This window comes from Arthrobacter sp. E70 (assembly GCF_058266945.1).
Map to the genome: position 1 here is coordinate 1 of NZ_JBYQFR010000015.1, position 22724 is coordinate 22724.

Genomic DNA, 22724 nt, shown 5'->3' on the forward strand with positions numbered 1-22724 from the left:
GAAAGCCCTGGGCGGGGCCGGTTCCCGGGGGCCGGTGCAGGCCACCTAGTTGTGGGCCGCCGCCCACCAGTTCAGGGAGGCGGCGAACACCAGCCACGAGATGTACGGCAGGAGGAGCAGCCCGGCGGTGCGGCTGATGGGACCGAAGTACAGGACAGTCACGCTGACTGCGGCGATGAGGGCGAGGATGATGGCAAGCCCCAGCCACAGTGCAGCGGCTCCCAGCGCGGGGTAGAGGGCGAAGAACACCGGGGTCCAGGCGAGGTTGAGCGCCAGTTGGATCCCGTAAACAGCCAGCGCCCGCCGGGTCCCTGACCGCTTGCGCCACACGAGCCATGCGGCAACCGCCATTGCCGCATAAAGGATTGTCCAGACCGGGCCGAAGACGGTGTTGGGCGGGGACCAGGGCGCCTTGTCCGCCGTGGCGTACCAGCCGTTGACGTTGCTGGCCGACGCCAGCCCACCCAGTCCTGCCACCACCAGGGACGCCAGCAGGAACGCGGCAAGTGCGGCAGCCTGGGCCCCGGCACCGTACGGCCGCCCGCTCTGCACGGAAGTAGTGCTCTGTTCCCCGTCGGGCCTCATGCTCCAACCCTTGCCGAACCGCGTCAGCCCCGTCAAGGTGCAGCTCCGCGGACAGCCGGCGCCATGCCAAAAGCGCCCGGGGGAGAAGGCTGGAGTGGCCGAGGCTTTAGACTTGAGGCTGCATGTCCGCACGCATCCAGAACCACCGAAACCGCGCACAAACCCGATTGGACACGGCCCCCTTGCGAGAATTCACCGCACGTTTTGCCACAGCCGAGGAAATTGAGAACTGGGACAAGCACGTCACGGCCAACCCGAACGGCGGCAACATGCTGCAGTCCGCGGCCTACGCATCCGTCAAGAACGGCAGCGGCTGGAAAGTCCGCTTCCTGGTGCTGGAGAGCGAGGGAAGCACCAGCTACAACCTGGTGCTGGAGAAGAAGTTCCCGGTCCTCGGCCGCCTGTGGTACCTCATCAAGGGCCCGGACCTGCAGTCCGCGGCGGACCTGAAACCCGCCCTTGAAGCCTGCGCTGCCTTCGTCCGCAGCCAGAAGCTGAACGTCTTCACCATCAAGATCGAGCCCGACGTCGTGGACTCCGAGGACGCGCGGGCCCGGCTCGCGGCCGCCCACCTGGTGAAGGCCCCCAACATCCAGTCCAACGATTCCACCGCGCTGCTGGACATCTCCGGCACCGGGGAGGAAGTCTTCAAAGCGATTTCCTCGCGGGCCCGCAACGCCATCCGCCGCGCCGAGCGCGAGGGCTGCCAGGTGGTCCGGCAGGAACAGGGACCGGAAACGTACCGCGCCCTGTACGACCTCATGGCTGACACAGTCAAGGCCAAAGGCTCCATGCCCCTGCGCAGCTACGACTACTACGCCCGCTTCTGGGACGAATTCTGCAACCGCGGCCAGGGAAACTTCTTCTTCGTTTACGAGGACGGTAAGCCCAGCGTGGGAGCCTTCGTGATCAACTACGGCGCGAAAGCAACCTACAAGGATGGCGGCTCAACCCAGAACCGCAAGCAGTACGGCGATTCCCACCTGGTGCAGTGGGCGGCCATCAGCCGGATGCAGGAGCTCGGCTGTACTGAATACGACTTTTGCGGCACCCCGCCGTCCTCCCGCATCAAGGACAAGAGCCACAACCTGTACGGCATGGGCATGTTTAAAACCAGCTTCACCAAGACAGTGACTGACTTTGTGGGCTGCTACGACTACGTCCTGGCACCGCTCAAGCATCGGCTCTGGGTCAACGGCGGAGAAAAGGTCTTCCGCCGGATTGAAACCGCCCGCACGGGCCAGCAGTTCTACTGACAGGTCCTGCCAGGCGTTCGGTGCCGGCGCGCCACCGCCGGTGCCGCCAGCCCGCCCGGCTCCTGCCCCCGCTCAACGTCCCGAACAACGTCCCGAACAACGTCCCGCCCAGCGCGTGCCCGCCCGGCCGCGAAGAGTTCGAAAAGAAGGTCATTCCTTGAATACAGTTTCCGCCGCTACCGAACTCGAGTACGCCATCCTCAGCGACGCCGACTTCGAGGCCTTCGCCCTGAAGCACCCGCAGAACAGCTTCCTGCAGTCCATCGACTTCGCCCGGTTCCAGCGTGCGCGGGGGCAGCAGGTGGAACTCTTCGGAGTCCGGCGCGACGGCGAGCTTGTGGCGGCCGGAAAGCTGAACTACACCACCACCCGGCTCGGCTACACTGTCTGCGAATGCGCCAAGGGCCCCCTCATGGACTACACGGACGGGGAACTGGTGGGCGCCGTCGTCGAACTTCTCCGCAAGCACGCTGCCGGGCGCAAAGCTGCGGAGCTGCGCATCTCGCCGAACCTGCACTACATTGCCCGGGATGCCGAGGGAGCCGAACACCCCGAAATCGAGGACAACCGGCCACTGGTGGCGGACCTGGAACGCCTGGGGTTCCGGCACCAGGGACTGGACATGAACTTCGTCAACGTGAACTGGATGTTCATCAAGAACCTCTCAGGCATCCAGGATGCCGAGGAACTGATCATGGGCACCAGTTACCGGACCCGCAAAGCGATCCGCAAGGCGGAGAAGAACGGCGTCTTCCTGGAACAGGCCACCCTGGATACCCTGGACGACTTCTACGGGGCACTGAGCCGGGCCGGTGACGAAAAGGGGTTCGTCTACCGGGAACGCGCCTACTACGAGCACCTGCTCCGCACCACGTCGCCCGAGTTCACCAAGCTCATGATGGCCAAGATCGACATCCCGGCCTACCGTAAATCCATCACCGAACGCCTGGCCGCGGAGTCTGCCACCGCCGCAGACCTTCGCCGTGAGGTGGAGGAAACCGGCAGCAAGAAGAAAGCCAACCGGCTCAAGGTAGTCCAGGACCTCGTGGACAGCTACGAGCGCAGCTTGAAGGACATCGAACGGTTCCCTGACTCCGTGGGCACGGCCACCGTCGCAGCCATTCACTTCGTCTGCTACGGCGACGAGGTGGTGTGCGTCATCGGCGGCACCGTCCAGGACTACATCTACTTCAACGGCGCCACCTCCCTCTACTGGGGGATGATGCTGCACGCGCTGGAGAAGGGGTACCCGCGGTACAACTTCTACGGCACCTTCGGCATCTCCGGACAGGATGAGGAAGGCCATGGCGGGTACGAATTCAAGAAGGGCTTCGGCGGCGAGGTGGTCCAACTGGTGGGCGACTTCGTGCTGCCCGTCCGGCCCGCCGTCTTCCACGCCAACCGGATCGCCAGGAACGTCGCAGCGGCAGCCCGCACCATCCTGGGCAAGCTGCCACTGAAGCGGAAAGCCTGACTGAACGTACATCGCGCACTGGGAGGAGGCGACCTTGACTGACCGGCCAGAACACCCCGGCCGCAGGCCGAAGATTGACGGCCTGCCCAAAACCGAGCCGCTGACCCCCGCGCAGCTTCGCCAGGATGCTGCCGCCAAGAGGATGCTGCGCCGGCTGGTGCAGGGTGAAAACCCGCCCACAGCACCGTTGAGCATCGTGGACAGGCTGGCCGGCAGTCCCTATGCGAACCCCACCATCCAGGTGGGCGGGGTGGACACGTCTGCCCGGAAGACCCTGGACTTCGCCCTGCACCTGGCCGAAACCATGTTCCGCTACGGTGCAGGCGCCCTGGAGGTGGAAACCAGCATCATTGCCGTCACCGCAGCTTTGGGGCTGAAGAACATCGAAGTGGACATCACCAACCAGTCAGTCGGCATCAACTACGCGCCCAAGGACCAAACACCCATCGCCCTGCTGCGGGTGGTGCGCTCATGGACCAACAACTACGCGGGCCTGGCCAAGGTGCACCAGCTTGTGACGGACATTGTGGCCGGCGGCGTGGGCCGTGACGAGGCCATCCGCCGGCTCAACGAGGCCATTACCAGCCCCAAACCGTTCCCGCGCTGGATGGTCACGGTGGCCTTTGGCATCTTCGCTGCCGTGTTCGTCGGCGTGCTGGGTGGGGGACCGGTCTCCTCTGCCATTGCGTTCGTGGCCAATATCGCTGTCAGCCTGCTCGCCCGCCGACTGGGGCGCTGGCGGATGCCCGACTTCTTCATCACGGCCAGCTGTTCGTTCGTGGTCACCATGCTCGCCCTGCTGCTGTGGCAGTTCGGCCTCACCAACTCGCCCTCCATCGTGGTGGTGGGCGGCATCCTGCTGCTCCTGCCCACGGGGCGCCTGGTTTCCTCCGTGCAGGACGCCATTAACGGCTTCCCGGTGACGGCAGCCGGCCGGTTCCTCTCGACCCTGCTCACCTTCGGCGCCATCGTGGCAGGGATCGCTGTGGCCTTCGTAGTGGGGGAGCTGACCGGCCTGCAGCGCATCGACGTCACGCAGACCTTCCCGCCGGCCTACGACCTGTGGGTCCTCATTCTCTTCGTTGCCGCCGCTGTGATGGCCATCGGCATTACTGAACAAACCACATGGAAGCTCCTGCTGCCTACGGCAGCCGTAGGCGTCGCGGGATACCTGGTGCTGCTGGGCGCCGGCCTGCTGGGGATCGGTGACCGCTTCTCGCCGGCCCTGGCCGCCGTCGTCATCGGCCTGCTGGCGCGGGTGGTGGCCTTGCGGATGGGTGCCCCGCAGCTGGTGGTGGCCGTCCCGGCGGCTTTGATTCTCCTGCCGGGCCTGACGATTTTCCGCTCCATGTACGTACTGACCGTGGAGGAGGCTGAGATCCTGGCCGGTGCCGGGGGGATGCTCAGCGCCGGTGCCATTGTGCTGGGAACGGCCGGTGGCATCGTCCTGGGCGACGTGCTGGCCCGCCCGTTGACGCGGAGCCTGGCCAGCAATGAGCAGCGGCGCGCCCGGCGCCGCTAGGCAGCACAGGGGCAGGCGCCGCTAGATCTGGCCTACCGGCAGCTTCTTCTCGGCCTGGAAGACATCCTCCACACGGCCTTGTGCCCAGTAGCCGGAGAGGGAAACCTGCCGTCGGTCCAGGCCGCGCTGCTTGAAGAAGACCTCACGAAGGGCCTTCATGTAGCCCCGTTCCCCGTGGGCGAAGACGTCCACCGTGCCCTCAGGCCATTCTGCGTCCGCCACGGCATTGGCCAGCAGGTCGCTGGAACCTGCCGGGGCGCCGTTGCGGGCCAGCCAGGTGACGGTCATGCCGGCGGGGGCGTTGATCGCCTGGATGTCGGCCTCGGTTCCGACCTCCAGGAAGGCCAGCCCCCTGGCCTGCGCGGGCAGCGACTCGATGGACGCGGCGATGGCCGGCAGGGCCGCCTCGTCCCCTGCGAACAGGTACCAGTCCGCCTCAGGATTCGGGTTGTAGGCACCCCCGGGTCCGGTAAAGGTCAGGGCGTCACCCGGCTGGGCCTTGGCCGCCCATGGACCTGCCAGGCCCTCATCGCCATGGACCACGAAATCGATGGCCAGTTCCCCTGCGGCCTCGTCAACCCACCGCAGGGTATAGGTGCGGGTGAACGGCCACTGCTCGCGCGGCATGGTCTCCCGGATGGCCCAAAGATCCAGCGGAGCGGGGTACTCGACGCCAGGCTGCGGAAAGACGATTTTCACGTACCGGTCCACGAAGCCGTTGTTGACGAAGTCTGCGAAGCCATCCCCGCCGGCCACGATACGGACCATGTGCGGCGAGAGCTGCTCCGTGCGCAGTACCGCCAGGTTGACCTGGGGCCGGTTTTTCTTGGTGGCGCTGGTGGCGGCGGGAACAATGCTCATAAGGCCAGCCTAAGCTAGGCCACCGGCGGGAGCTCCCAGGTTACGTCCACCGCACCCTGCTCCCGGAGCAGCTGGTTCACCCGGCTGAAGGGCTTTGAACCGAAGAATCCGCGGGAGGCGGACAGCGGGCTCGGGTGCGCGCTCGCCACCACAGGGACGTCGGCCAGGTACTGCCTGACGCCCTCCGCCTCCTTCCCCCACAGGACGGCCACCAGCGGCACCTTGGACCCGTCCGCCGCCCGCCGGTTGGCGACGGCGGTGACTGCCGCCGTCGTAATCTCCTCCCAGCCTTTGCCGCGGTGCGATCCCGCCGCCCCCGCCCGGACTGTCAGCACGCGGTTCAGAAGCAGCACGCCCTGGTCGGTCCACGCAGAGAGGTCCCCGTGGACGCGCGGGGGGAAGCCAAGATCCGATTCGAGTTCCCGGTAGATGTTGACCAGGCTGCGCGGAAGGGGCCGGGCGTGCGGCTCGACGGAAAACGACAGGCCGACGGCATGGCCGGGCGTGGGGTAGGGATCCTGGCCCACGATGAGGACCTTCACGTCCTTGAGGGGCTGCCGGAAGGCGCGCAGGACGTTCGACGGCGGCGGCAGCAGCGGGTGCCCGTCAGTCTCTTCCGCGGCAAGGAAGTCCAGGACCGCGCGCAGCTTCCCCTCGATGCCCGCCAGCGCCTCCGCCCAGTCGGGGGCCATGAGATCGGCCATCGGCAACGCCGCGAGGTCCACGAACCTCAGGGCGTCCGCCGGGTCCTGCTGCAGTTCGAAGAGCGCATCGGATTCCAACATCATTCCATTCTGGCAGGCGCGTTTCCCCTGCCCGGGCTGGGCGGGCCGAGGCCGCCAAATGACATGGCTGTTATTCGCCCGTAGCATAGGGGTGAGACATTGACCGTAACCAGCGAAGGAGTGTGCCGTGGCGGAACCGGCCCGGGAACACCTGCCGGAGCAGGAGCCGCGGAAGTCCCTTCTGGCAGACTTTTCCCTCCGTGAGTCTTCCCTCAGCGAGCGTGAGCAGCAGATGCTGGCCCTGGAACGGCAGTGGTGGAAGTATGCCGGGGCCAAGGAACAGGCCATCCGGGAGCTGTTCGACCTCTCCGCAACCCATTACTACCAGCTGCTCAACGCCCTGATCGACCGCGAGGATGCACTGGCCCACGATCCCATGCTGGTGAAGAGATTGCGTAGACTACGTACGTCGCGCCACCGTGCACGTACCGCCCGGCGCCTGGGGTCCGACGCCTAGGACCCCCCGCCACGGCCTCCCGCAGCAATTCCCAAGGATGCATCCATGACCAAATACGCCCGCGATGAATTCGACAAGGTTCCGGAAACCGGGTCGCGACAAGGTGTCCACCGGACCGCGTCGGCCCCGACCCGGGTACGGCTGTGGCCCATCCTGGCGGTGGGCGTGGCCGCGCTGGCCATCGGACTGGTGTCCTTCCTCATCCTTCCGAAGCTCGGCTTCGGCGGAGTCGAGAGCCAGGCGTCGGCAAGCATGGAAGGCAGCCCCCTCGCGGTGACCGGAGCAACCGCCTCAGCCCAAGCCGCCGGCTCCGTGCCCCCTGCCACCGCCGCACCGTCGGCGTCCGCGGAGTCCTCCGCCGGCAGCGGGCCGGAGCCCACAGCGTCGGCCACCCGGCAGGCCGTCGTCAACAAGGCGCAGGCAGTGTCTGTTTACAACGCCACAGGTGTTGGCGGGCTGGCGAGCCGGGTGGGCGGAACGGTCCAGGCCGACGGCTGGCAACTGGGCCAGGTAGGCAACTGGGCAGGTGCCCCGCAGAAGACCTCCGTGGTGTTCTACGCCGGCGAAGGGCAGCTGGCAAGCGCCCAGGAGCTGGCAGCATTGCTGAACGTTCCCACCGTGGTGAACAGCTCCGAATTCCAGTCGCCCCTGGTGGTGGTGCTCGGCCCCGGGTACCGGTAGCCGCAGCTCCAGTCACGCCTGCATAACGTTCGCCGACCGATTATGGTGCGGGCCCGTGGCGGGCGCCGGTATTGGCTAGAGTGGCTTTCAGCCGGCCCGGCCGGACTGCACCCAACAGCACGGACCCGCCCGGTCCCAACGGAAAGAGTTGTTCATTATGGCACTGGGAACCGTCAAATGGTTCAACGCCGAAAAGGGCTACGGCTTCATCACCGTTGACGGCTCGGGGGATGACATTTTCGTCCACTGGTCAGCCATCCTGGGCGAGGGCTACCGGGCACTCGACGAGGGCCAGCGGGTGGAGCTGGAAGTGGGCGAAGGCGAAAAAGGCCCGCAGGCGGAAAACGTCCGGCCCGCGCAGTGATGCCGGTCCTCCGCTCCGCTGCCTTTTCCCGGGTGGCAGGCACCCTCGCGCTGGCCGTTCTTCTCGCACTCACGGGCTGCGCCGGTACGAGCGGCAATGCCCGGGTTGAACAGGTGGAGGCCTCCGGTGACGGCATCCTCCGCGTAGGCCTGATACTGGACAACACCGGCGGCAACGCCTTCCTCAACGCGCCCCAGCTTGCCGCCGCCAAGCTGGCGGTCCAGGACATTAATGCGGCAGGCGGCCACAAGGGCCGGCCGGTGGAACTGCTGCCCGTCAACCAGGACCAGGACACGTCCGGGCAGGCCCGCGCCCTGGTGGCGGCCAAGGCGGATGTGGTGATCGGTCCCACCGACTCCAGCCATGCCTCCGCCGCCGTCGAGGTGCTTTCCCGGGCCCGGACACCGCTGATCTCGCCGGCCAACACTGCGGCCGCCCTGACCGGGATCGACAGCGGAGGGTACTACTTCCGGACCGCGGCGGCCGATGTCGCCCAGGGGCCGGTGCTGGCCAAACTGGCCAAGGACGCCGGCGCTGCCTCCATCAGCGTGGTGTCCCAGGACGGCGCCTATGGAAAAGACCTCGCGGCCGCCGTGACCGAAGCAGCCCGGCAGTCCGGGCTGACAGTCCTGCCGGGCGGCGTCTTCAAACCAGGCAACGCCGCACCTGCCGCAACTGCGGCAGGCAAGGCCAACCCCGATGCCGTCGTCCTGGTAGCACGCGAGGGGGCGCAGGGCGCCCTGGCGGAACTGAGCAACGCCGGCCTGAACGGGTCCAGGATCCTCCTCAGCGACGGCGCCTTCGGGCGTTACGGGTCCCGGCTCGGCTCACGCGCACTCGACGGGGCACGGGCAGTGGTCCCGGGCCAGCTTCCCACTGCCGCGTTCCAGGGGAGGCTGCTCGACGTTGACAAGTCCCTGAAGGACGTGTCCTACGCCGCGGAAACGTATGACGCCGTAACCCTCGCGGCCCTCGCCGCGGCCCGTGCCCAGGACGATGCCGGGCGGTCCATCGCGGCCAACCTGGTCGCCGTCTCGGGCGGAGCTACCTCAGACGGCGCATCGACACCGCGCGGGGCTGCGGCAGCAGGCACGGCGCAGCCATCCGCCCCGTGCCGCGCGTACAAAGAGTGCCTGTCCGGCCTTGCCGCCGGCTCGGCGGTAGATTACGACGGCGAGTCCGGGCCGGTCGCGTTTGATGCCCACGGCGACATCACCACAGCAACCTTCACCGTCTACACCTACGGCGCGGACAACAACCCCGCCCCCACCGGCCACGAGACGGCAGGACATGCGGGCTGATCGCCCATAGCGAAGCTGCCCCGCCAGAGGCCGCGGCACCGCCTTATCGCTTGCACTCTCACCTGGGGAGTGCTAATTATTGACTTAGCACTCTGACGCACCGACTGCTAAGCAAAGCCTGGTTCCGGCCGGCGGAGCGGGCACCGGTCGAGGAGCGAAGGAAACACCTCACTTCAGTGAGATCCCTGCCCGGAGGCATACAGAGGCCGACGTCAAAGGATCGTCCGTCGCGGGCACTGCAGCGAAGGTTCATTCTTAACGACTGTCCCGAAAGGACTACTGCCGTTATGGCCAAGATCATTGCATTTGATGAAGAGGCACGCCGCGGCCTTGAGCGTGGCCTGAACACCCTCGCCGACGCCGTTAAGGTCACCCTCGGCCCGCGTGGACGCAACGTCGTCCTCGAAAAGAAGTGGGGCGCCCCCACGATCACCAACGATGGTGTGTCCATCGCCAAGGAGATCGAGCTGGACGATCCCTACGAGAAGATCGGCGCTGAGCTGGTCAAGGAAGTTGCCAAGAAGACCGACGACGTCGCAGGCGACGGTACCACCACGGCAACCGTGCTGGCCCAGGCCCTGGTCAAGGAAGGCCTGCGCAACGTTGCCGCCGGCGCCGACCCGCTGTCCCTCAAGCGCGGCATCGAGAAGGCTGTTGACGCTGTCACCGCCGAACTGCTGAACTCCGCCAAGGAAATCGAAACCAAGGAAGAGATCGCCGCCACGGCGTCCATCTCCGCCGGCGACGACGAAATCGGTGCCCTCATCGCCGAAGCCCTCGACAAGGTGGGCAAGGAAGGCGTCATCACGGTCGAGGAGTCCAACACCTTCGGCCTGGAGCTTGAGCTCACCGAAGGCATGCGCTTCGACAAGGGCTACATCTCCGCTTACTTCGTCACGGACGCAGAGCGCCAGGAAACGGTCCTCGAGGACCCGTACATCCTGATCGTCAACTCCAAGATCTCCAACGTCAAGGAACTGGTTGCTGTCCTGGAAAAGGTCATGCAGTCCAACAAGCCGCTGCTGATCATCGCCGAGGACATCGAAGGCGAGGCCCTGGCCACCCTGATCGTCAACAAGATCCGCGGCACCTTCAAGTCCGTCGCCGTCAAGGCCCCGGGCTTCGGTGACCGCCGCAAGGCGCAGCTGGCCGACATCGCCGTGCTCACCGGCGGCCAGGTCATCTCCGAAGAGGTTGGCCTCAAGCTGGAGAACGCCGGACTGGAACTCCTGGGCCAGGCACGCAAGGTTGTCGTCACCAAGGACGAGACCACCATCGTCGAAGGTGCAGGCGACGCCGACCAGATCGCCGGCCGCGTGTCCCAGATCCGCGCCGAGATCGAGAACTCCGACTCCGACTACGACCGCGAGAAGCTGCAGGAGCGGCTGGCCAAGCTGGCCGGCGGTGTTGCAGTCATCAAGGCCGGTGCGGCCACCGAGGTTGAGCTCAAGGAGCGCAAGCACCGCATCGAGGATGCAGTCCGCAACGCCAAGGCTGCTGTGGAAGAAGGCATCGTCGCCGGCGGTGGCGTGGCCCTGATCCAGGCCGGTGCCAAGGCGTTCGCCAACCTGCAGCTGTCCGGTGACGAAGCAACCGGCGCGAACATCGTCCGCGTCGCCATCGACGCTCCGCTGAAGCAGATTGCCTTCAACGCAGGCATGGAGCCGGGTGTCGTCGTCGACAAGGTCCGCGGCCTGCCCGCAGGCCACGGCCTGAACGCAGCCACCGGTGAATACACCGACCTGCTGGCCGCTGGCGTCAACGACCCCGTCAAGGTGACCCGCTCTGCCCTGCAGAACGCGGCTTCCATCGCCGGCCTGTTCCTGACCACCGAAGCAGTGGTTGCTGACAAGCCGGAGAAGGCCGCTGCCCCCGCAGGCGGCGACGACATGGGTGGCATGGGCGGCATGGGCGGCTTCTAGGCCCTCCTGCCGGGTCCTGCCCTGCACACATGAAAATGCGGCCCCCTCCATGGAGGGGGCCGCATTTTTTGTTCCAGGACGCATTTTGTTCCAGGGCGGGCGGCTACTTCCGTGCTGAATCCAGCATCCCCTGGACTTCCTTCTTGAATGCTTCCGCCGCTGCCTGCGGCGTCAGCCGGTCGTACAGCACCTCGTCGGTGTAGCGCTTGATGACGTTCTGGACGCTGCCGGCACCCACCGGCGGCACCGGCGGCGCGTCCTTGATGTCAGGGGCGATGTCCTTGAGGAAGCCAACAACGGTTGTATCGGCCGGCTTCAATGAGGCGGTGATGCCGCTGACGATCTCGGCATTCGTGGGAACGCCCCTGTCCGTCATCAGGATGGCGCCGGCTTCCGGGCTGTTGGTGAGGTAGTTGATGAACTCAGCGGCCTGTGCAGGGTGCTTGGAACGTGAGGACGCGGACCAGAACATGGTGGGTTTGTAGTACATTCCGTTGCTGGCCGATGCGCCTTCGGTGCTTGGAGCCCGCAGCATCTTGATGCTGCTTCCCGTAGTGGACTGGAGCGAGCCGAGCTGGTTGGTCCACCACCAGGCCATGCCGACGCGGTTGGTGCCGAACAGGCTCTGTTCGAGGCTCGCCCCCGAGTCTTCCGTGGCCACATTCGCCGGCGGGCTGGCCTTGGAGTCACGCTGCTCCTTGAGCCGTTCCCAGAACGACGCGGCCGTTGCGGTGTCAAAGTCGAGCTTGCCCTCCGGGGAGTAGAGATTCTCGCCGTGCTGGCGCAGCCAGATAATGAGGTCCGCCTCGTTGCTGCCATAGGCGGCTCCATAATTCTTCCCGTCGCCGCCAGCGCTGATTTTCGCCGCCGTGTCGACAAAGTCCCTCCAGGTCCATGTCTTATCGTTTGGCAGTGGAACGCCCGCTGCCTCGAATACCTTGGTGTTGGCCATGATGACGTAGGCGTTCTGGCCGGTACTGAGGCCGTATTGCGCGCCGTCGTACCGGCCTGAGGCCAGGGCTTCTTTGTCCAGCTTGGCGGTATCGATGCCGCTTTGCTTGGAGAGGTCCATCAGGGCTCCGCGACCGCCGTATTCGGCGATGTACTTCTGGTCCATCTGGATGACGTCCGGAGCGTCGTTGGCCGCAGTCTTGGTGGCCAGCTTGTCCCAGTAGCTGGACCATTCGCCCGGCTCCGTCTTGATCTTGATGTTGGGGTGGGATGCCTCGAACGCAGCGATCACCTTTTCGGTCTGGGCGTTCAGGTATTCGTTGCCCCACCAGGCGAAGCGCAGGGTGACCTGGCCGTTGTCGCCCGAGCCGGCGGGTGCGCCGCAGCCCGTGGCCAGTATCGAGAGGGCCAGGGCGGCGGCGCCCAGCTGGAATCTCCGCCGGCTTACGACTGGAATCGTCATTGATGTTCCTTCCGGAAGGGTTGTCTTCGTCCGCGCAGCGGTAATGTCGCTGCCCTGAGAAAGCGTTTTCTGGCTTGTCCAGCGATTGTTTCGCGAACAGCATGGCGGCGTCAAGAGATGTCGGTAAACGTTTTCCCTTCGGAGCCGAACGGCGCTGTTTCCTCGTTCCCGCCGGAGCCTGCGGGCGCTGCAACCTTCCATTGTCGTCCCGGTCTGGCAGGATGGACCGGTGACGATTACTGCAGCGGCTGACGGCTCGGCCTTGGGCAATCCCGGTCCTGCCGGGTGGGCCTGGTATGTGAACGACGAATGCTGGCGGGCCGGTGGCTGGCCGCACGGGACCAACAACCAGGGGGAGCTGATGGCGGTCCTGGATCTGCTGCGCGCCACCGCGCACCTCCCCGGTGAGGACTTGCGGATCCTCTGCGACAGCCAGTACGTGATCAACTCAATCACCAAGTGGATGCCGGGCTGGAAGCGCAAGGGCTGGCGCAAAGCCGACGGCAAGCCGGTCCTCAACGTGGAACTCCTGAAGGAGCTGGACCGGGCTCTGGCGGGCCGGACCTATACGTTCGAATGGGTCAAGGGCCATGCCGGGCACGACCTGAACGAGGCCGCCGACGAACGTGCAAGGGCCGCAGCCACGGCCTACCAGCAGGGCGTGGCGGCCCGGTCCGGTCCAGGCTTCCCCGGCGCCCACCATGCCCCCGCCGGGGGCGGCGCGGCGGAGCACGCCCCCTCAGGCGTCGGACTGCCGCCGGCAACCGGCAGCACGCCACGTGCCGTTGCGGAACCGGTCTCGGCCTTCGATGAGCTCGACCTGTTCAGCGAATTGAACGATGAAGCACTTGAGGTCGCTGAAGCTACCCGGCAGGGCGGCGCTGTTCCGCCGGAGGCCCTCGTGGAAGAACTCGAACGCGAGCTGCTGGGCCCGCTGGTGCGGGGGGACATCGGCCGGACGGCTGTCCTTCTGCACCCGGATTTCATGGAAATCGGCAGCTCCGGGCGGATGTGGACCCGCGATGCGATGATGATGGCCCTCGAAGAGGACCCGGGGGAGCGGACGGAGATAGAGATCCTGGGCGCGGACCCCGTAGGTACCGACGCCGTCCTGTTGACCTACCGCAGCTTCGCACGGTCCGGTACCACGCTGAGAAGTTCCCTGTGGGTGTTGGACGGCGGCCGCTGGCGGCTGCGGTTCCACCAGGGTACCCCTGAGGCGTAGTCCGGCCTTCAGCTGAAACGCTGCGTGTTGCCCTGCTCGGCCTGGGCGTACGTGGCAGCGGCAGAGGCCAAGGCCGCGTTGATCGATGCAAGGGACGCCTCCACCCGGCCCTGCGTGATGGTCCACTCGGTCATGAGCGCCTGGAAGTTCGTGGCGGCAGATCCCCGCCAAGAACCCTGCAGCTCATCCAGGCCATACTTCATGGCCTGCACGTCGGCGCTGATCCTGTCCACCGTTGCCTGGACGTTGGCGGACTTGAGCTGCAGCAGTTCGGTGTCGACGGAAATGATGCTCATGGCAGTACCTTTCGATTAGCGGGCGGAGCCGCTTCCCGGCCCGGCGGTTCCGGGCTGCTGCCACGAGCCTAGGGACACGCCGTGGCAGCGTGCCACGGCGGGTCACTATATGTGGAAAACCCTGCCGCTGCCTTCGGCGTCCTGTCCGTCGTCCATGGTCGCTGCACCAGTGCTATCCACGCTGGCCGCCGGCCGTGCCTCCTCCCGCCGGGGAAGGCTGACCACCAAAGTGGCGCCGCCGCCGTCGGTCTTCTCCACCCGCACGGATCCGCCGTGGGATCCCACGATCGCCGCAACAATGGCGAGCCCGAGGCCGCTGCCGCCCGTCTCGCGCGTGCGGGACGTGTCGGCCCGGTAGAAACGTTCAAAGACCTTTGACGCATCCTCTTCCGAAATCCCCGGCCCGTGGTCCCGGACCTCGATCACCGAGCGCGCCGTACCGTCAGCCTGCCGGACGCCGACCGCCAACTCGATCGGGCTGCCTTCCGGGGTGTAGCGCAGTGCATTGCCGACGAGGTTGCCCACCACCTGGCGCAGTTTGGCTTCGTCACCCAGCACCGGGGCGGGTGAAGCCGGTCCGCCGTCGAGCCCGGTCAGCGAGATCACCCGGGAACGGTCGCTGGCCTGGGTGTCCACCACCGCGTCATGGGCAATCAGCTGGAGGTCCACCGGTTTTTGCTGCAGCGGCCGCTGTTCATCGAGCCGGGCGAGCAGGAGCAGGTCCTCCACCATCGAACCCATGCGCTTGGCTTCGCTTTCGATCCGGCCCATGGCGGTGGCCACGTCCTCGTCCGTGGTCAGCGCCCCGTGGCGGTAGAGCTCGGAGAATCCGCGGATGGTCACCAGGGGAGTCCGCAGTTCATGGGATGCGTCGGCGGCGAAGCGCCGCATCCTCGATTCCGAAGCGGTGCGGGCGGCGAAGGCTGTTTCGATGTGGGCCAGCATGGCGTTCAGCGAGCTGCTGAGCCGGCCGAGTTCGGTAGCCGGGTTCTCCAATTCCACGCGGCGCGACAGGTCCCCGGCGGCGATGGCGGCGGCAGTCTTTTCCACCCTGGCCAACGGCCGGAAGGCGCGGGAAACGGTCCAGCTCGCAATGAGCGACGCCAGCAGCAGCGTCAGCAGCCCCACCCCGGTGACCACCAGGGTGGCATGCTGGAGGACGTCGTCAACGCTCTCCAGGGACAAGCCGATGACCACGACGGCGGTACTCTGGCCGTTCTGGACCGTTACCGCCACAACCCGCCAGTTTTCGCCGTCCGTTCCGCGGACCTGGTAGGGGACCGCGCCGCGGGCCTGGGCCTGGTCCACGCTGATGGAACTGATATCGGGATGGATGTCCGGGTCTCCGCCGAAAGGATACGGCTCCTCGCCGGGGGCGAAGAGGATCAGGGAATAGTCGGTGGGTACGGTCGGGTTGGGCGCCTGCAGCTGGGTGAATGAACGCTGCTTCTTGGCCGATTCCACCGCGGCATTGAGCTTGTCATCCACCTGGGCCTGCAGGTAGCTGTGCAGCAGCGTCAGCGTTCCGGCGCCGGTGACCGTCAGGGCCACAATCAGCAGCGCCATGATCATGGCCACCAGCTGCGACCGGAGCGAGGCCGCCTTCCACCGCTTGAGCAAGGTCAGCGCTTTTCTGCCGTCCGGAGCACGTAGCCGACGCCCCGCTTGGTCTGGATCAGGGCAGGAGCGGCCGGATCGATGTCCACCTTCCGCCGCAGGTAGGAAATGTAGGACTCCACGATGGAAGCATCGCCGTTGAAGTTGTACTCCCAGACGTGGTCCAGGATCTGGGACTTGGACAGGACGCGGTTGGGGTTGAGCATGAGGTAGCGCAGGAGCTTGAACTCAGTGGGGGACAGTTCGATGACGGTGCCGCCGCGGCGCACCTCGTGGGCGTCGTCGTCGAGCTCCAGGTCATCCACCCGGATGATGGCGTCGTCGTCATCCAGCAGGGGCTGCGTCCTCCGCAGCACGGCGCGGATCCGCGCCACGACTTCATCGAGGCTGAACGGTTTGGTGACGTAGTCGTCACCGCCCACGGTGAGGCCGGTGACCTTGTCCTCGGTGTCGTCCTTGGCAGTCAGGAAGAGGACAGGGAAGTGCTTGCCGGCGGCCCGGAGCCGGCGCGTGACTGTAAAACCATCCATATCCGGGAGCATGACGTCCAGCACGGCCAGGTCCGGAGTATGGGTATCGGCGGCAGCCAAGGCGTCGCGGCCGTTGGCGGCGGAGACGACTTCAAAGCCGGCGAACCGCAAGGAGGTGGAGAGCAGCTCGCGGATATTGGGTTCGTCGTCCACGACGAGGAGCTTTGCTTCTGGGCCGTTCTTCTTCATGTTCCCATCATGCTCCCAGACACTGGGAGTTGTCTGGAGGTTGGTTGGGAGCTTCTTGGGGGTGCGTTACCAGCCAGCGGTGCCTGCTTCACCCTTGAATGGCCCCGTAACCCTGTCGGTGATCCAGCCGCCGTAGAATCCGCCTGCCTGGGCCCGGACGCGTTCGCCGTCCACCTCGCAGTAGTCCATCCTCCCAGGGTAGACAGCCACCCGGTCCGCCAGAGCTTCGAACCCCGCCGCGGGCTCCGGGTAGCGCCAGGCGGCTCCCTCCGCAGCCACGCCGCCGCCCCGGACCGTGAGGTAGCGGGCGGTCCCCTTGAACTCGCAGAAGCTGCTGCCCGCTGCGGGCTCCAGGGCACCGGGACTGAAGGCCTCCAGGGGAAGGTAGTACACCGGGGGATGGCTGGTCTCCAGAACACGCACCGAGTCAGTGGTGTCCGCGATGACTTCGCCGCCCAGGACAATGCGGATCCGCTCGGTGGAGGGTTCGACCCGGGGCGGGCGGGGGTAGTCCCAGACCGATTCCTGGCCCGGGCCCGGGATGGCGGGGATGATTCGTGCCCTCATGGCCTACGTCTGCCGGCGGCGCTACGCCGGCACGTCCTTGGCGTCCATGATCCGGTAGGCGTACCCCTGCTCAGCCAGGAAGCGCTGGCGCTTGGCCGCGAAGTCCTGGTCCAGTGTGTCGCGCGCCACCAGCGAGTAGAAGCGCGCCGCCCTGCCGTCCTTCTTGGGGCGCAGCAAGCGGCCCAGCCGCTGCGCCTCCTCCTGGCGTGACCCGAAGGAGCCGGACACCTGGATGGCCACCGATGCCTCGGGCAGGTCTATGGAGAAGTTTGCCACCTTGGACACCACCAATGTCTGGATGTCGCCGGCCCGGAAGGCGTCGAAGAGCTTTTGGCGCTCCTTGACGGAGGTATCTCCCTTGATCACCGGCGCCTGCAGGCGCTCACCGAGATCGTCCAGCTGGTCGATGTACTGGCCAATCACCAGCAGCTGTTCGCCGGCATGCTGCGCCACGAGTTGTTCCACCACCAGGGTCTTGGACTCGGAGGAGGCGCACAGCCGGTACTTGTCCGCGTCCTCGGCCATGGCATAGGCCACGCGTTCGTCCTTGGGCAGCTCCACGCGCACTTCGACGCAGTCCGCGGGGGCGATGTAGCCCTGGGCTTCGATGTCCTTCCACGGTGCGTCGTAGCGCTTGGGGCCGATCAGGCTGAACACTTCGCCTTCCCGGCCGTCCTCCCGGACCAGGGTGGCGGTCAGGCCGAGGCGGCGGCGGGCCTGCAGGTCTGCGGTCATGCGGAAGATCGGAGCGGGAAGCAGGTGGACCTCGTCGTAGATGATCAGCCCCCAGTCATGGCCGTCCACCAGTTCCAGGTGCGGGTAGATGCCGCCGCGCCTGGTGGTGAGGACCTGGTAGGTGGCGATGGTGACGGGGCGGACCTCCTTGAGCGCGCCGGAGTATTCTCCCACCTCGTCCTCGGTGAGTGAGGTCCGCCTGAGCAGTTCGTCTTTCCACTGCCGGGCGGCCACGGTGTTGGTGACCAGGATCAGCGTGGTGGTGGAACCGGTGGCCATGGCCGCGGCTCCGACCAGGGTCTTGCCGGCCCCGCAGGGCAGCACCACCACTCCGCTGCCGCCCGCCCAGAAGTTTTCGCTGGCCAGGCGCTGGTACGGCCGCAGTTCCCAGCCGTCCTCGTTGAGCGAGATCAGGTGCGGGGTGCCGTCCACATAGCCCGCCAGGTCCTCCGCCGGCCAGCCGAGCTTGAGCAGCAGCTGCTTGAGCTGTCCCCGCTGGGATGCGTGCACCACCACCGTCTCGCCATCGATTCGTGGCCCCAGCAGCGGGGCGATCTTCTTGGCCCGGATGACCTCCTCCAGCACGGGATAGTCATCCGTCCGCATGACCAGGCCGTGGCGTGGGTCCTTTTCGAGGCGCAGCCGGCCATAGCGGGACATGGTTTCTTCGACGTCGATCAGCAGCGAGTGCGGAACGGGGAAGCGGGAGTACTTCAGCAGGGCGTCCAGGACTTTTTCGGCGTCCAGGCCGGCGGCGCGTGCGTTCCACAGGCCCAGCGGGGTCAGCCGGTAACTGTGCACGTGTTCGGGCGCCCGTTCGAGCTCGGCAAAGGGCGCGATGGCGTGCCGGGCCTCCGTGGCCAGTTCATGGTCCACTTCGAGGAGGATGGTTTTATCGCTCTGGACGATCAGGGGTCCGTCGTTCACGCGGGGGAGTCCTTTACTGGCGCAGTTCCTCTGCGGCCTCGATATCGATGATGCGGTGGACGGACAGCACGCGCTCGGTTTCCTTGGCGGGGTCGAACACGCGGACCCGGCCACCGCTGACAGATAGCGGAACAACGATTTCCAGGGTGGCATTCCCCAGGCTGTCCACCACGTTCATGCTGATGCGCTGTTTCAGGCGGATGGCGCGTTGCAGCGCTTCGAGCCCCAACTGGGTGGCCGCCTCACCACCGGATGCCGCCGGCGGGTGGTGCCCCACGGCGTCGACTGCCCTGCGCAGGACGTCCAGCTGGGCATCAACTTCCTCAGCCCCGGGCGCCATCCGCGGCGCGGTATAGACGGGGCGGAGGGTGTCCTGGGGAGCGGAAGGCCGCCGAAGGTGCACGGCCGGTTCCGCGCCGTCCACGGCCGGCGATAGTCCCAGCTTCCGCAGGGCCGCGGCAGTTTCCCGCGGGGGCGCCGACGACGCCAGCACCGTGGGCGCAAGCCGGACCAGGCCGAGCTCTGCAGCCTTCGGGCCGCCCAGCAACTCCTGCAGTGCAGCCTCATCCTCACTCTGGATAAAGCTGGCCATCTGCCCCACCCGCAGCCTGCCGTGCCGGGAGGCGGTGTCCTCCACGAGGTATTGGAGCGGCTGGGGCACGGCCGTGGCGGAGTGCCCGCGCAGGAACTCCAGCAGGGCTGGGGCATCATAGCCGGCGTCAAGCGCCCGCTTGATCGATGCGGTGGAGAACCGGTAGATGGTGGCCGGGCCCTGGCCTTCGGCGTCGGCCATCACCAGGAGTTTCGCGGTCAGCTCCGGCGCCAGATAGCCGGGCGCCACGGCGGTGAGGTCCGCCTGCAGCAGCACATGGTTCAAGGCCGCCGGCAGGTGCTCGCCCAGGATGGCCAACGCGGCGTCCGGGCGGTCCTCGGCGAAGGCGCTGCCCAGCTGGCTTAGGGCCCCTGAACCCACGAGCCCCAGCATCCCGGCTTCGGCGAGGACGCCGCGGATCAGGGAACTGAACCGCCTGGCCATGCGCGGCTGGGACCACTCGGCGCGCTGCAGGACCGCTGCGGCGTCGAGTACAGGCGCCGCGCCATCGGCGGCGGAGGCTTCAGTGGTGAGTTCATGCAGGATCTCAAGGATGCGCTTGCGCACTACGGGGGCGTCAGGACGTTGCGCCCCCGCTGACAACGCCGGAATGGTGCTGCCGGAAGCGGAACGTGCGGCCTGGGCACCGGGGGAGGCATGAACCGGCTGGCCCACCAGTGACGGGACGCGCTCGCTGGCCAGCCAGGCGTTGACCAGCCACAGCCACTGTTCCTGGCGCGGGAGGTTGAGCCATTCCAGCTCCGGAGGCTGGACCCAGGATGAGGAATCGACGTCCAGCCGGATCAGCCCGGCCAGGCCGGCCAGTTCCAGCAGCAGCCCGGCCAGGCCCTGGTCGATCCGGAGTAGCTCCGACAGGCGCCGCAGCTCCCGGACTCCCACCCCGCCGCTGCGCAACGTTGCCAGCGGCTGCTCCCGGACGGCATGCAGCAGTTCGGCTACGAGCCGGAGGGTTTCGGAGATCGAGCTCAGGGCGGCGTTCCTGCGCAGGGCCGCCGTGGTCCAGCCGAGCTCCGGGACCGGGGGAGCGAGTGTGAAATCGTTGATGATGGCACCGCCGCGGAGGGCAAGCCCCACGCTGTGCGGAAGTTCAACATGCGCGGCGTCCAGCGGGACGAGCAGTCCGCGCGCAAGGAGCCAGTCGATAGGCCCGACGTCGGACCCCTCGGCAGTGACGGACGCCTTGCGTTGCGCCTGGGGGACGGCACCCATGGCCCAGTTCCGGAACCGGGCGAGCAGCGCCGTCGTCCGTTCCGGGGCGTTGGCGAGGATGGACTGCAGGGCCTCCGGCGAGGAAGTCCAGTGCTGCAGCGCCAGGGCAGCTTCCATGGGCGTGGTGGCATCATGAATGGACATGCCGTTGGCGTGCAGCTCCGAGACGATCTGCACGGCCCGCTGGGCGAACGCCGGCTGCAGGCGGACCAGCTCCGTGTAGCTGCGGCCGAGGCCGGCAGGGTAAATCCCCACAACGTCCTTCAGGCACCCGACGGGGAGGTAGTAGCTGACTTCTCCCGCCGAAGGCGTGCCGTTCGGGGGAGCGGCCGGGTGCACCAGCGCCAGCTCCTGCAGGGACCCGAGGATCTGTTCGATGGTGGCCAGGGACGAGCCTTTGATCAGCTTGCGCAGGCCTTCCGCTGACGCGCTGTGCCCGGTATCCGTGTTGGTGCACAGGTGGAGGGTTTCCAGGACCTGCATCTGCGGCCGGTTGAGCCGCTCCAGTGCGCGCTGCACGCTGACCCGGGAACTGGCCCGGGCAGCCAGTGCAGGGAAGTCCGGGACGGCGGGGGAGATCAGGTCCGGCCGCGCGGCGAAGAGCGCCCGCAACGAATCGTCGCTGCGTGCCTCCAGGTCCTTGCCAAGCGCGCGTATAAGGGACATCAGTCCAACGTTACCGCCGCTGTGGCTTTCCCGCCCGGCGCCGGGCGGCTACGCCGTCCAGGACCAACAGGAGCATCAGCACGAAGGCCGCGGGCAGGCCGTAAAGCGCGGCGTAGGTGACCCAGGTGGGGGCCACTGCCCCGGCGAAGGCATAAGCCATGACCGCTCCCACGGCTGCCAGGGAAAGCACGGCAATCACGGCGGCGAGGATGGTTAGGGGCCGCCGGTATCGTGAGAGAGTCATGGACGTAACGGTACCGCGCAGTGCGGCCGAAGGCTGAACTGTGCAGATAACGTTCAGCGGGGCGGCTGGAAGCGTGATTGGCCCACCCGGCAGGTAACCTTGAAGGATACAGACCAACACGGTTTGAAGTTGCCATACCTTGAACCCGCACAACAGGGCGGACGCGGTGGCAGCCGGCCGTGTCTCATGACAGCAGAACGAAGAAGGTTGATTACGTGCCTACCGGCAAGGTCAAGTGGTATGACAAGGACAAGGGCTTTGGGTTCCTCGCGGGCGAGGACGGCCAGGAGGTATTCCTGCCCAAGTCGTCGCTGCCCGAGGGCGTAACGGAGCTCAAGGCCGGCACCCGCGTCGAATTCGGCGTGGCCGATGGCCGCAAGGGCGCCCAGGCCCTGGGGCTCCGGGTCCTGGACAAGACGCCGTCCATCGCCAAGGCCAAGCGTCCCAGCGCCAAGGACCTCGCACCGCTGGTGCAGGACCTGGTGACCGTCCTGGACAACCTGTCCGGGACACTGTCCAAGGGCAAGTACCCGGACGGGAACAAAGGCAAGGCAATCGCGGCCGCCCTTCGCAAGGTTGCCGACGAGCTGGACGTCTAGCCGCCCATGAACCCCGAAGCTGAACAGCCGGGCACACCCACGCAGGAGCAGGCTGCCAAGACTCCGGCCAGGAGTGCGGCCAAGGTTCCTGCCAAGCGCAAGGCTGGCGTGCCCGTTTGGCGCACCGGAAAGCCTGATGCCTTCCTGGCCGCCGCCGTTGACACCGCCCGCAGCGCGATTGAGGGCATCACGGCGCCGGCCACGATCGGTCCGCACCTCGCCGCCAAAAGCGAAGGGGACCGCCTCGTGACGCACCTGTTCGAGTCGCGGCTTCCGGGATACGTGGGCTGGCAGTGGTATGCGGTGCTGACCCGCAACTCCCGCTCCAAAGCGGTGACGGTCAGCGAGCTGGGGCTGCTGCCATCCGAGGATTCGATCCTGGCCCCGGAATGGGTGCCGTGGGCCGAACGTGTCCGGCCCGAGGATGCGCAGGACGAGGATGCGAAGAACGAGGATGCGCAGGAACCGGAGCAGGAGCAGGAATCGGACGTCCGCGAAGCAGGGGAAACCACAGCGCGGGATGCGGAGGGGTCTGCCTCCGCTGCGGAAGATGCCCCGGCGGCTGACGGTAGCGGCGAGCCGACGGACGACGACGGCCCGCAGCCAGGAGCCTAGCGCGCCTGACCCAGGGCAATAGGAAACGGCGCCGTCCGGGAGAACCCGGGCGGCGCCGTCGTCCGTTAAT

Annotated in this window: 22 protein-coding genes; 11 read left to right on the forward strand and 11 right to left on the reverse strand. The window is 66.8% G+C overall.

Annotation, left to right across the window (positions count from 1 at the left end):
- Positions 1–45 precede the first annotated feature (45 nt).
- A complete protein-coding gene (locus AC3IMC_RS17050) occupies positions 46–585 on the reverse strand; it encodes a TspO/MBR family protein (RefSeq protein WP_490919856.1) in 540 nt (179 codons plus the stop codon).
- A gap of 122 nt (positions 586–707) precedes the next feature.
- On the opposite strand from AC3IMC_RS17050, the gene AC3IMC_RS17055 reads away from it, so the two are divergent.
- From AC3IMC_RS17055 to AC3IMC_RS17065, 3 genes are all read left to right on the forward strand, one after another.
- The gene (locus AC3IMC_RS17055; protein WP_490919858.1) at positions 708–1841 is read left to right on the forward strand and encodes a lipid II:glycine glycyltransferase FemX; all 1134 of its coding nucleotides are present in this window, start codon (positions 708–710) and stop codon (positions 1839–1841) included.
- A 157-nt stretch (positions 1842–1998) separates the two neighbouring features.
- Positions 1999–3315: a peptidoglycan bridge formation glycyltransferase FemA/FemB family protein gene (locus AC3IMC_RS17060; RefSeq protein ID WP_490919859.1), complete on the forward strand. Its 1317-nt coding sequence runs from the start codon at positions 1999–2001 to the stop codon at positions 3313–3315.
- A 34-nt stretch (positions 3316–3349) separates the two neighbouring features.
- Complete coding sequence (locus AC3IMC_RS17065) at positions 3350–4837, forward strand: threonine/serine exporter family protein (protein ID WP_490919860.1); 1488 nt, start codon at positions 3350–3352, stop codon at positions 4835–4837.
- Between the two features lie 21 nt (positions 4838–4858).
- Here the strand turns inward: AC3IMC_RS17065 and AC3IMC_RS17070 are convergent, their stop codons facing one another.
- Positions 4859–5698, reverse strand: a complete 840-nt coding sequence (locus AC3IMC_RS17070; RefSeq protein WP_490919862.1) for a siderophore-interacting protein — start codon at positions 5696–5698, stop codon at positions 4859–4861.
- 14 nt (positions 5699–5712) lie between these two features.
- Positions 5713–6483 (reverse strand): uracil-DNA glycosylase, encoded by a 771-nt coding sequence (locus AC3IMC_RS17075; protein ID WP_490919960.1) that lies wholly within the window; start codon positions 6481–6483, stop codon positions 5713–5715.
- A 127-nt stretch (positions 6484–6610) separates the two neighbouring features.
- Here AC3IMC_RS17075 and AC3IMC_RS17080 point away from each other — a divergent pair, with 127 nt between their 5' ends.
- The 5 genes from AC3IMC_RS17080 (at position 6611) to groL (ending at position 11208) form a co-directional block, all read left to right on the forward strand.
- The gene (locus AC3IMC_RS17080; protein ID WP_141943523.1) at positions 6611–6940 is read left to right on the forward strand and encodes a DUF3263 domain-containing protein; all 330 of its coding nucleotides are present in this window, start codon (positions 6611–6613) and stop codon (positions 6938–6940) included.
- 45 nt (positions 6941–6985) lie between these two features.
- Positions 6986–7621 carry a LytR C-terminal domain-containing protein gene (locus AC3IMC_RS17085; protein WP_490919863.1) on the forward strand — a complete coding sequence of 212 codons (636 nt, stop codon included), beginning with the start codon at positions 6986–6988 and terminating at the stop codon, positions 7619–7621.
- Between the two features lie 157 nt (positions 7622–7778).
- On the forward strand, positions 7779–7985 hold the full coding sequence (locus AC3IMC_RS17090; protein WP_490919865.1) for a cold-shock protein: 207 nt from the start codon (positions 7779–7781) through the stop codon (positions 7983–7985).
- On the forward strand, positions 7985–9286 hold the full coding sequence (locus AC3IMC_RS17095; protein WP_490919961.1) for an ABC transporter substrate-binding protein: 1302 nt from the start codon (positions 7985–7987) through the stop codon (positions 9284–9286). Before AC3IMC_RS17090 ends, AC3IMC_RS17095 begins: the two co-directional genes overlap by 1 nt.
- 287 nt (positions 9287–9573) lie before the next feature.
- Positions 9574–11208 carry a chaperonin GroEL gene (groL, locus tag AC3IMC_RS17100; RefSeq protein WP_142131065.1) on the forward strand — a complete coding sequence of 545 codons (1635 nt, stop codon included), beginning with the start codon at positions 9574–9576 and terminating at the stop codon, positions 11206–11208.
- 103 nt (positions 11209–11311) lie between these two features.
- On the opposite strand, the gene AC3IMC_RS17105 is transcribed toward groL, so the two are convergent.
- Positions 11312–12622, reverse strand: a complete 1311-nt coding sequence (locus tag AC3IMC_RS17105; RefSeq protein ID WP_490919866.1) for an ABC transporter substrate-binding protein — start codon at positions 12620–12622, stop codon at positions 11312–11314.
- 229 nt (positions 12623–12851) lie between these two features.
- On the opposite strand from AC3IMC_RS17105, the gene AC3IMC_RS17110 reads away from it, so the two are divergent.
- Entirely contained in the window at positions 12852–13847 is a 996-nt protein-coding gene (locus AC3IMC_RS17110; protein ID WP_490919867.1) for an RNase H family protein, read from the forward strand.
- Positions 13848–13855: 8 nt separating this feature from the next.
- Here the strand turns inward: AC3IMC_RS17110 and AC3IMC_RS17115 are convergent, their stop codons facing one another.
- From AC3IMC_RS17115 to AC3IMC_RS17145, 7 genes are all read right to left on the reverse strand, one after another.
- On the reverse strand, positions 13856–14143 hold the full coding sequence (locus AC3IMC_RS17115; RefSeq protein WP_221387144.1) for a WXG100 family type VII secretion target: 288 nt from the start codon (positions 14141–14143) through the stop codon (positions 13856–13858).
- Positions 14144–14248: 105 nt separating this feature from the next.
- A complete protein-coding gene (locus AC3IMC_RS17120) occupies positions 14249–15763 on the reverse strand; it encodes a sensor histidine kinase (RefSeq protein ID WP_490919868.1) in 1515 nt (504 codons plus the stop codon).
- Between the two features lie 2 nt (positions 15764–15765).
- A complete protein-coding gene (locus AC3IMC_RS17125; RefSeq protein WP_221387142.1) occupies positions 15766–16479 on the reverse strand; it encodes a response regulator transcription factor in 714 nt (237 codons plus the stop codon).
- Between the two features lie 66 nt (positions 16480–16545).
- A complete protein-coding gene (locus AC3IMC_RS17130; protein WP_490919869.1) occupies positions 16546–17046 on the reverse strand; it encodes a DUF427 domain-containing protein in 501 nt (166 codons plus the stop codon).
- A 21-nt stretch (positions 17047–17067) separates the two neighbouring features.
- Positions 17068–18708 carry a DNA repair helicase XPB gene (locus tag AC3IMC_RS17135; protein ID WP_490919870.1) on the reverse strand — a complete coding sequence of 547 codons (1641 nt, stop codon included), beginning with the start codon at positions 18706–18708 and terminating at the stop codon, positions 17068–17070.
- 13 nt (positions 18709–18721) lie between these two features.
- Positions 18722–21196, reverse strand: coding sequence for a helicase-associated domain-containing protein (locus AC3IMC_RS17140; RefSeq protein WP_490919871.1), 2475 nt, complete (start codon positions 21194–21196; stop codon positions 18722–18724).
- Between the two features lie 10 nt (positions 21197–21206).
- Positions 21207–21440, reverse strand: coding sequence for a hypothetical protein (locus tag AC3IMC_RS17145; protein ID WP_490919872.1), 234 nt, complete (start codon positions 21438–21440; stop codon positions 21207–21209).
- 215 nt (positions 21441–21655) lie between these two features.
- On the opposite strand from AC3IMC_RS17145, the gene AC3IMC_RS17150 reads away from it, so the two are divergent.
- Positions 21656–22039 carry a cold-shock protein gene (locus AC3IMC_RS17150; protein WP_018762148.1) on the forward strand — a complete coding sequence of 128 codons (384 nt, stop codon included), beginning with the start codon at positions 21656–21658 and terminating at the stop codon, positions 22037–22039.
- A gap of 6 nt (positions 22040–22045) precedes the next feature.
- Positions 22046–22654 (forward strand): DUF3027 domain-containing protein, encoded by a 609-nt coding sequence (locus AC3IMC_RS17155; protein ID WP_490919873.1) that lies wholly within the window; start codon positions 22046–22048, stop codon positions 22652–22654.
- The last annotated feature ends 70 nt before the right edge of the window (positions 22655–22724 follow it).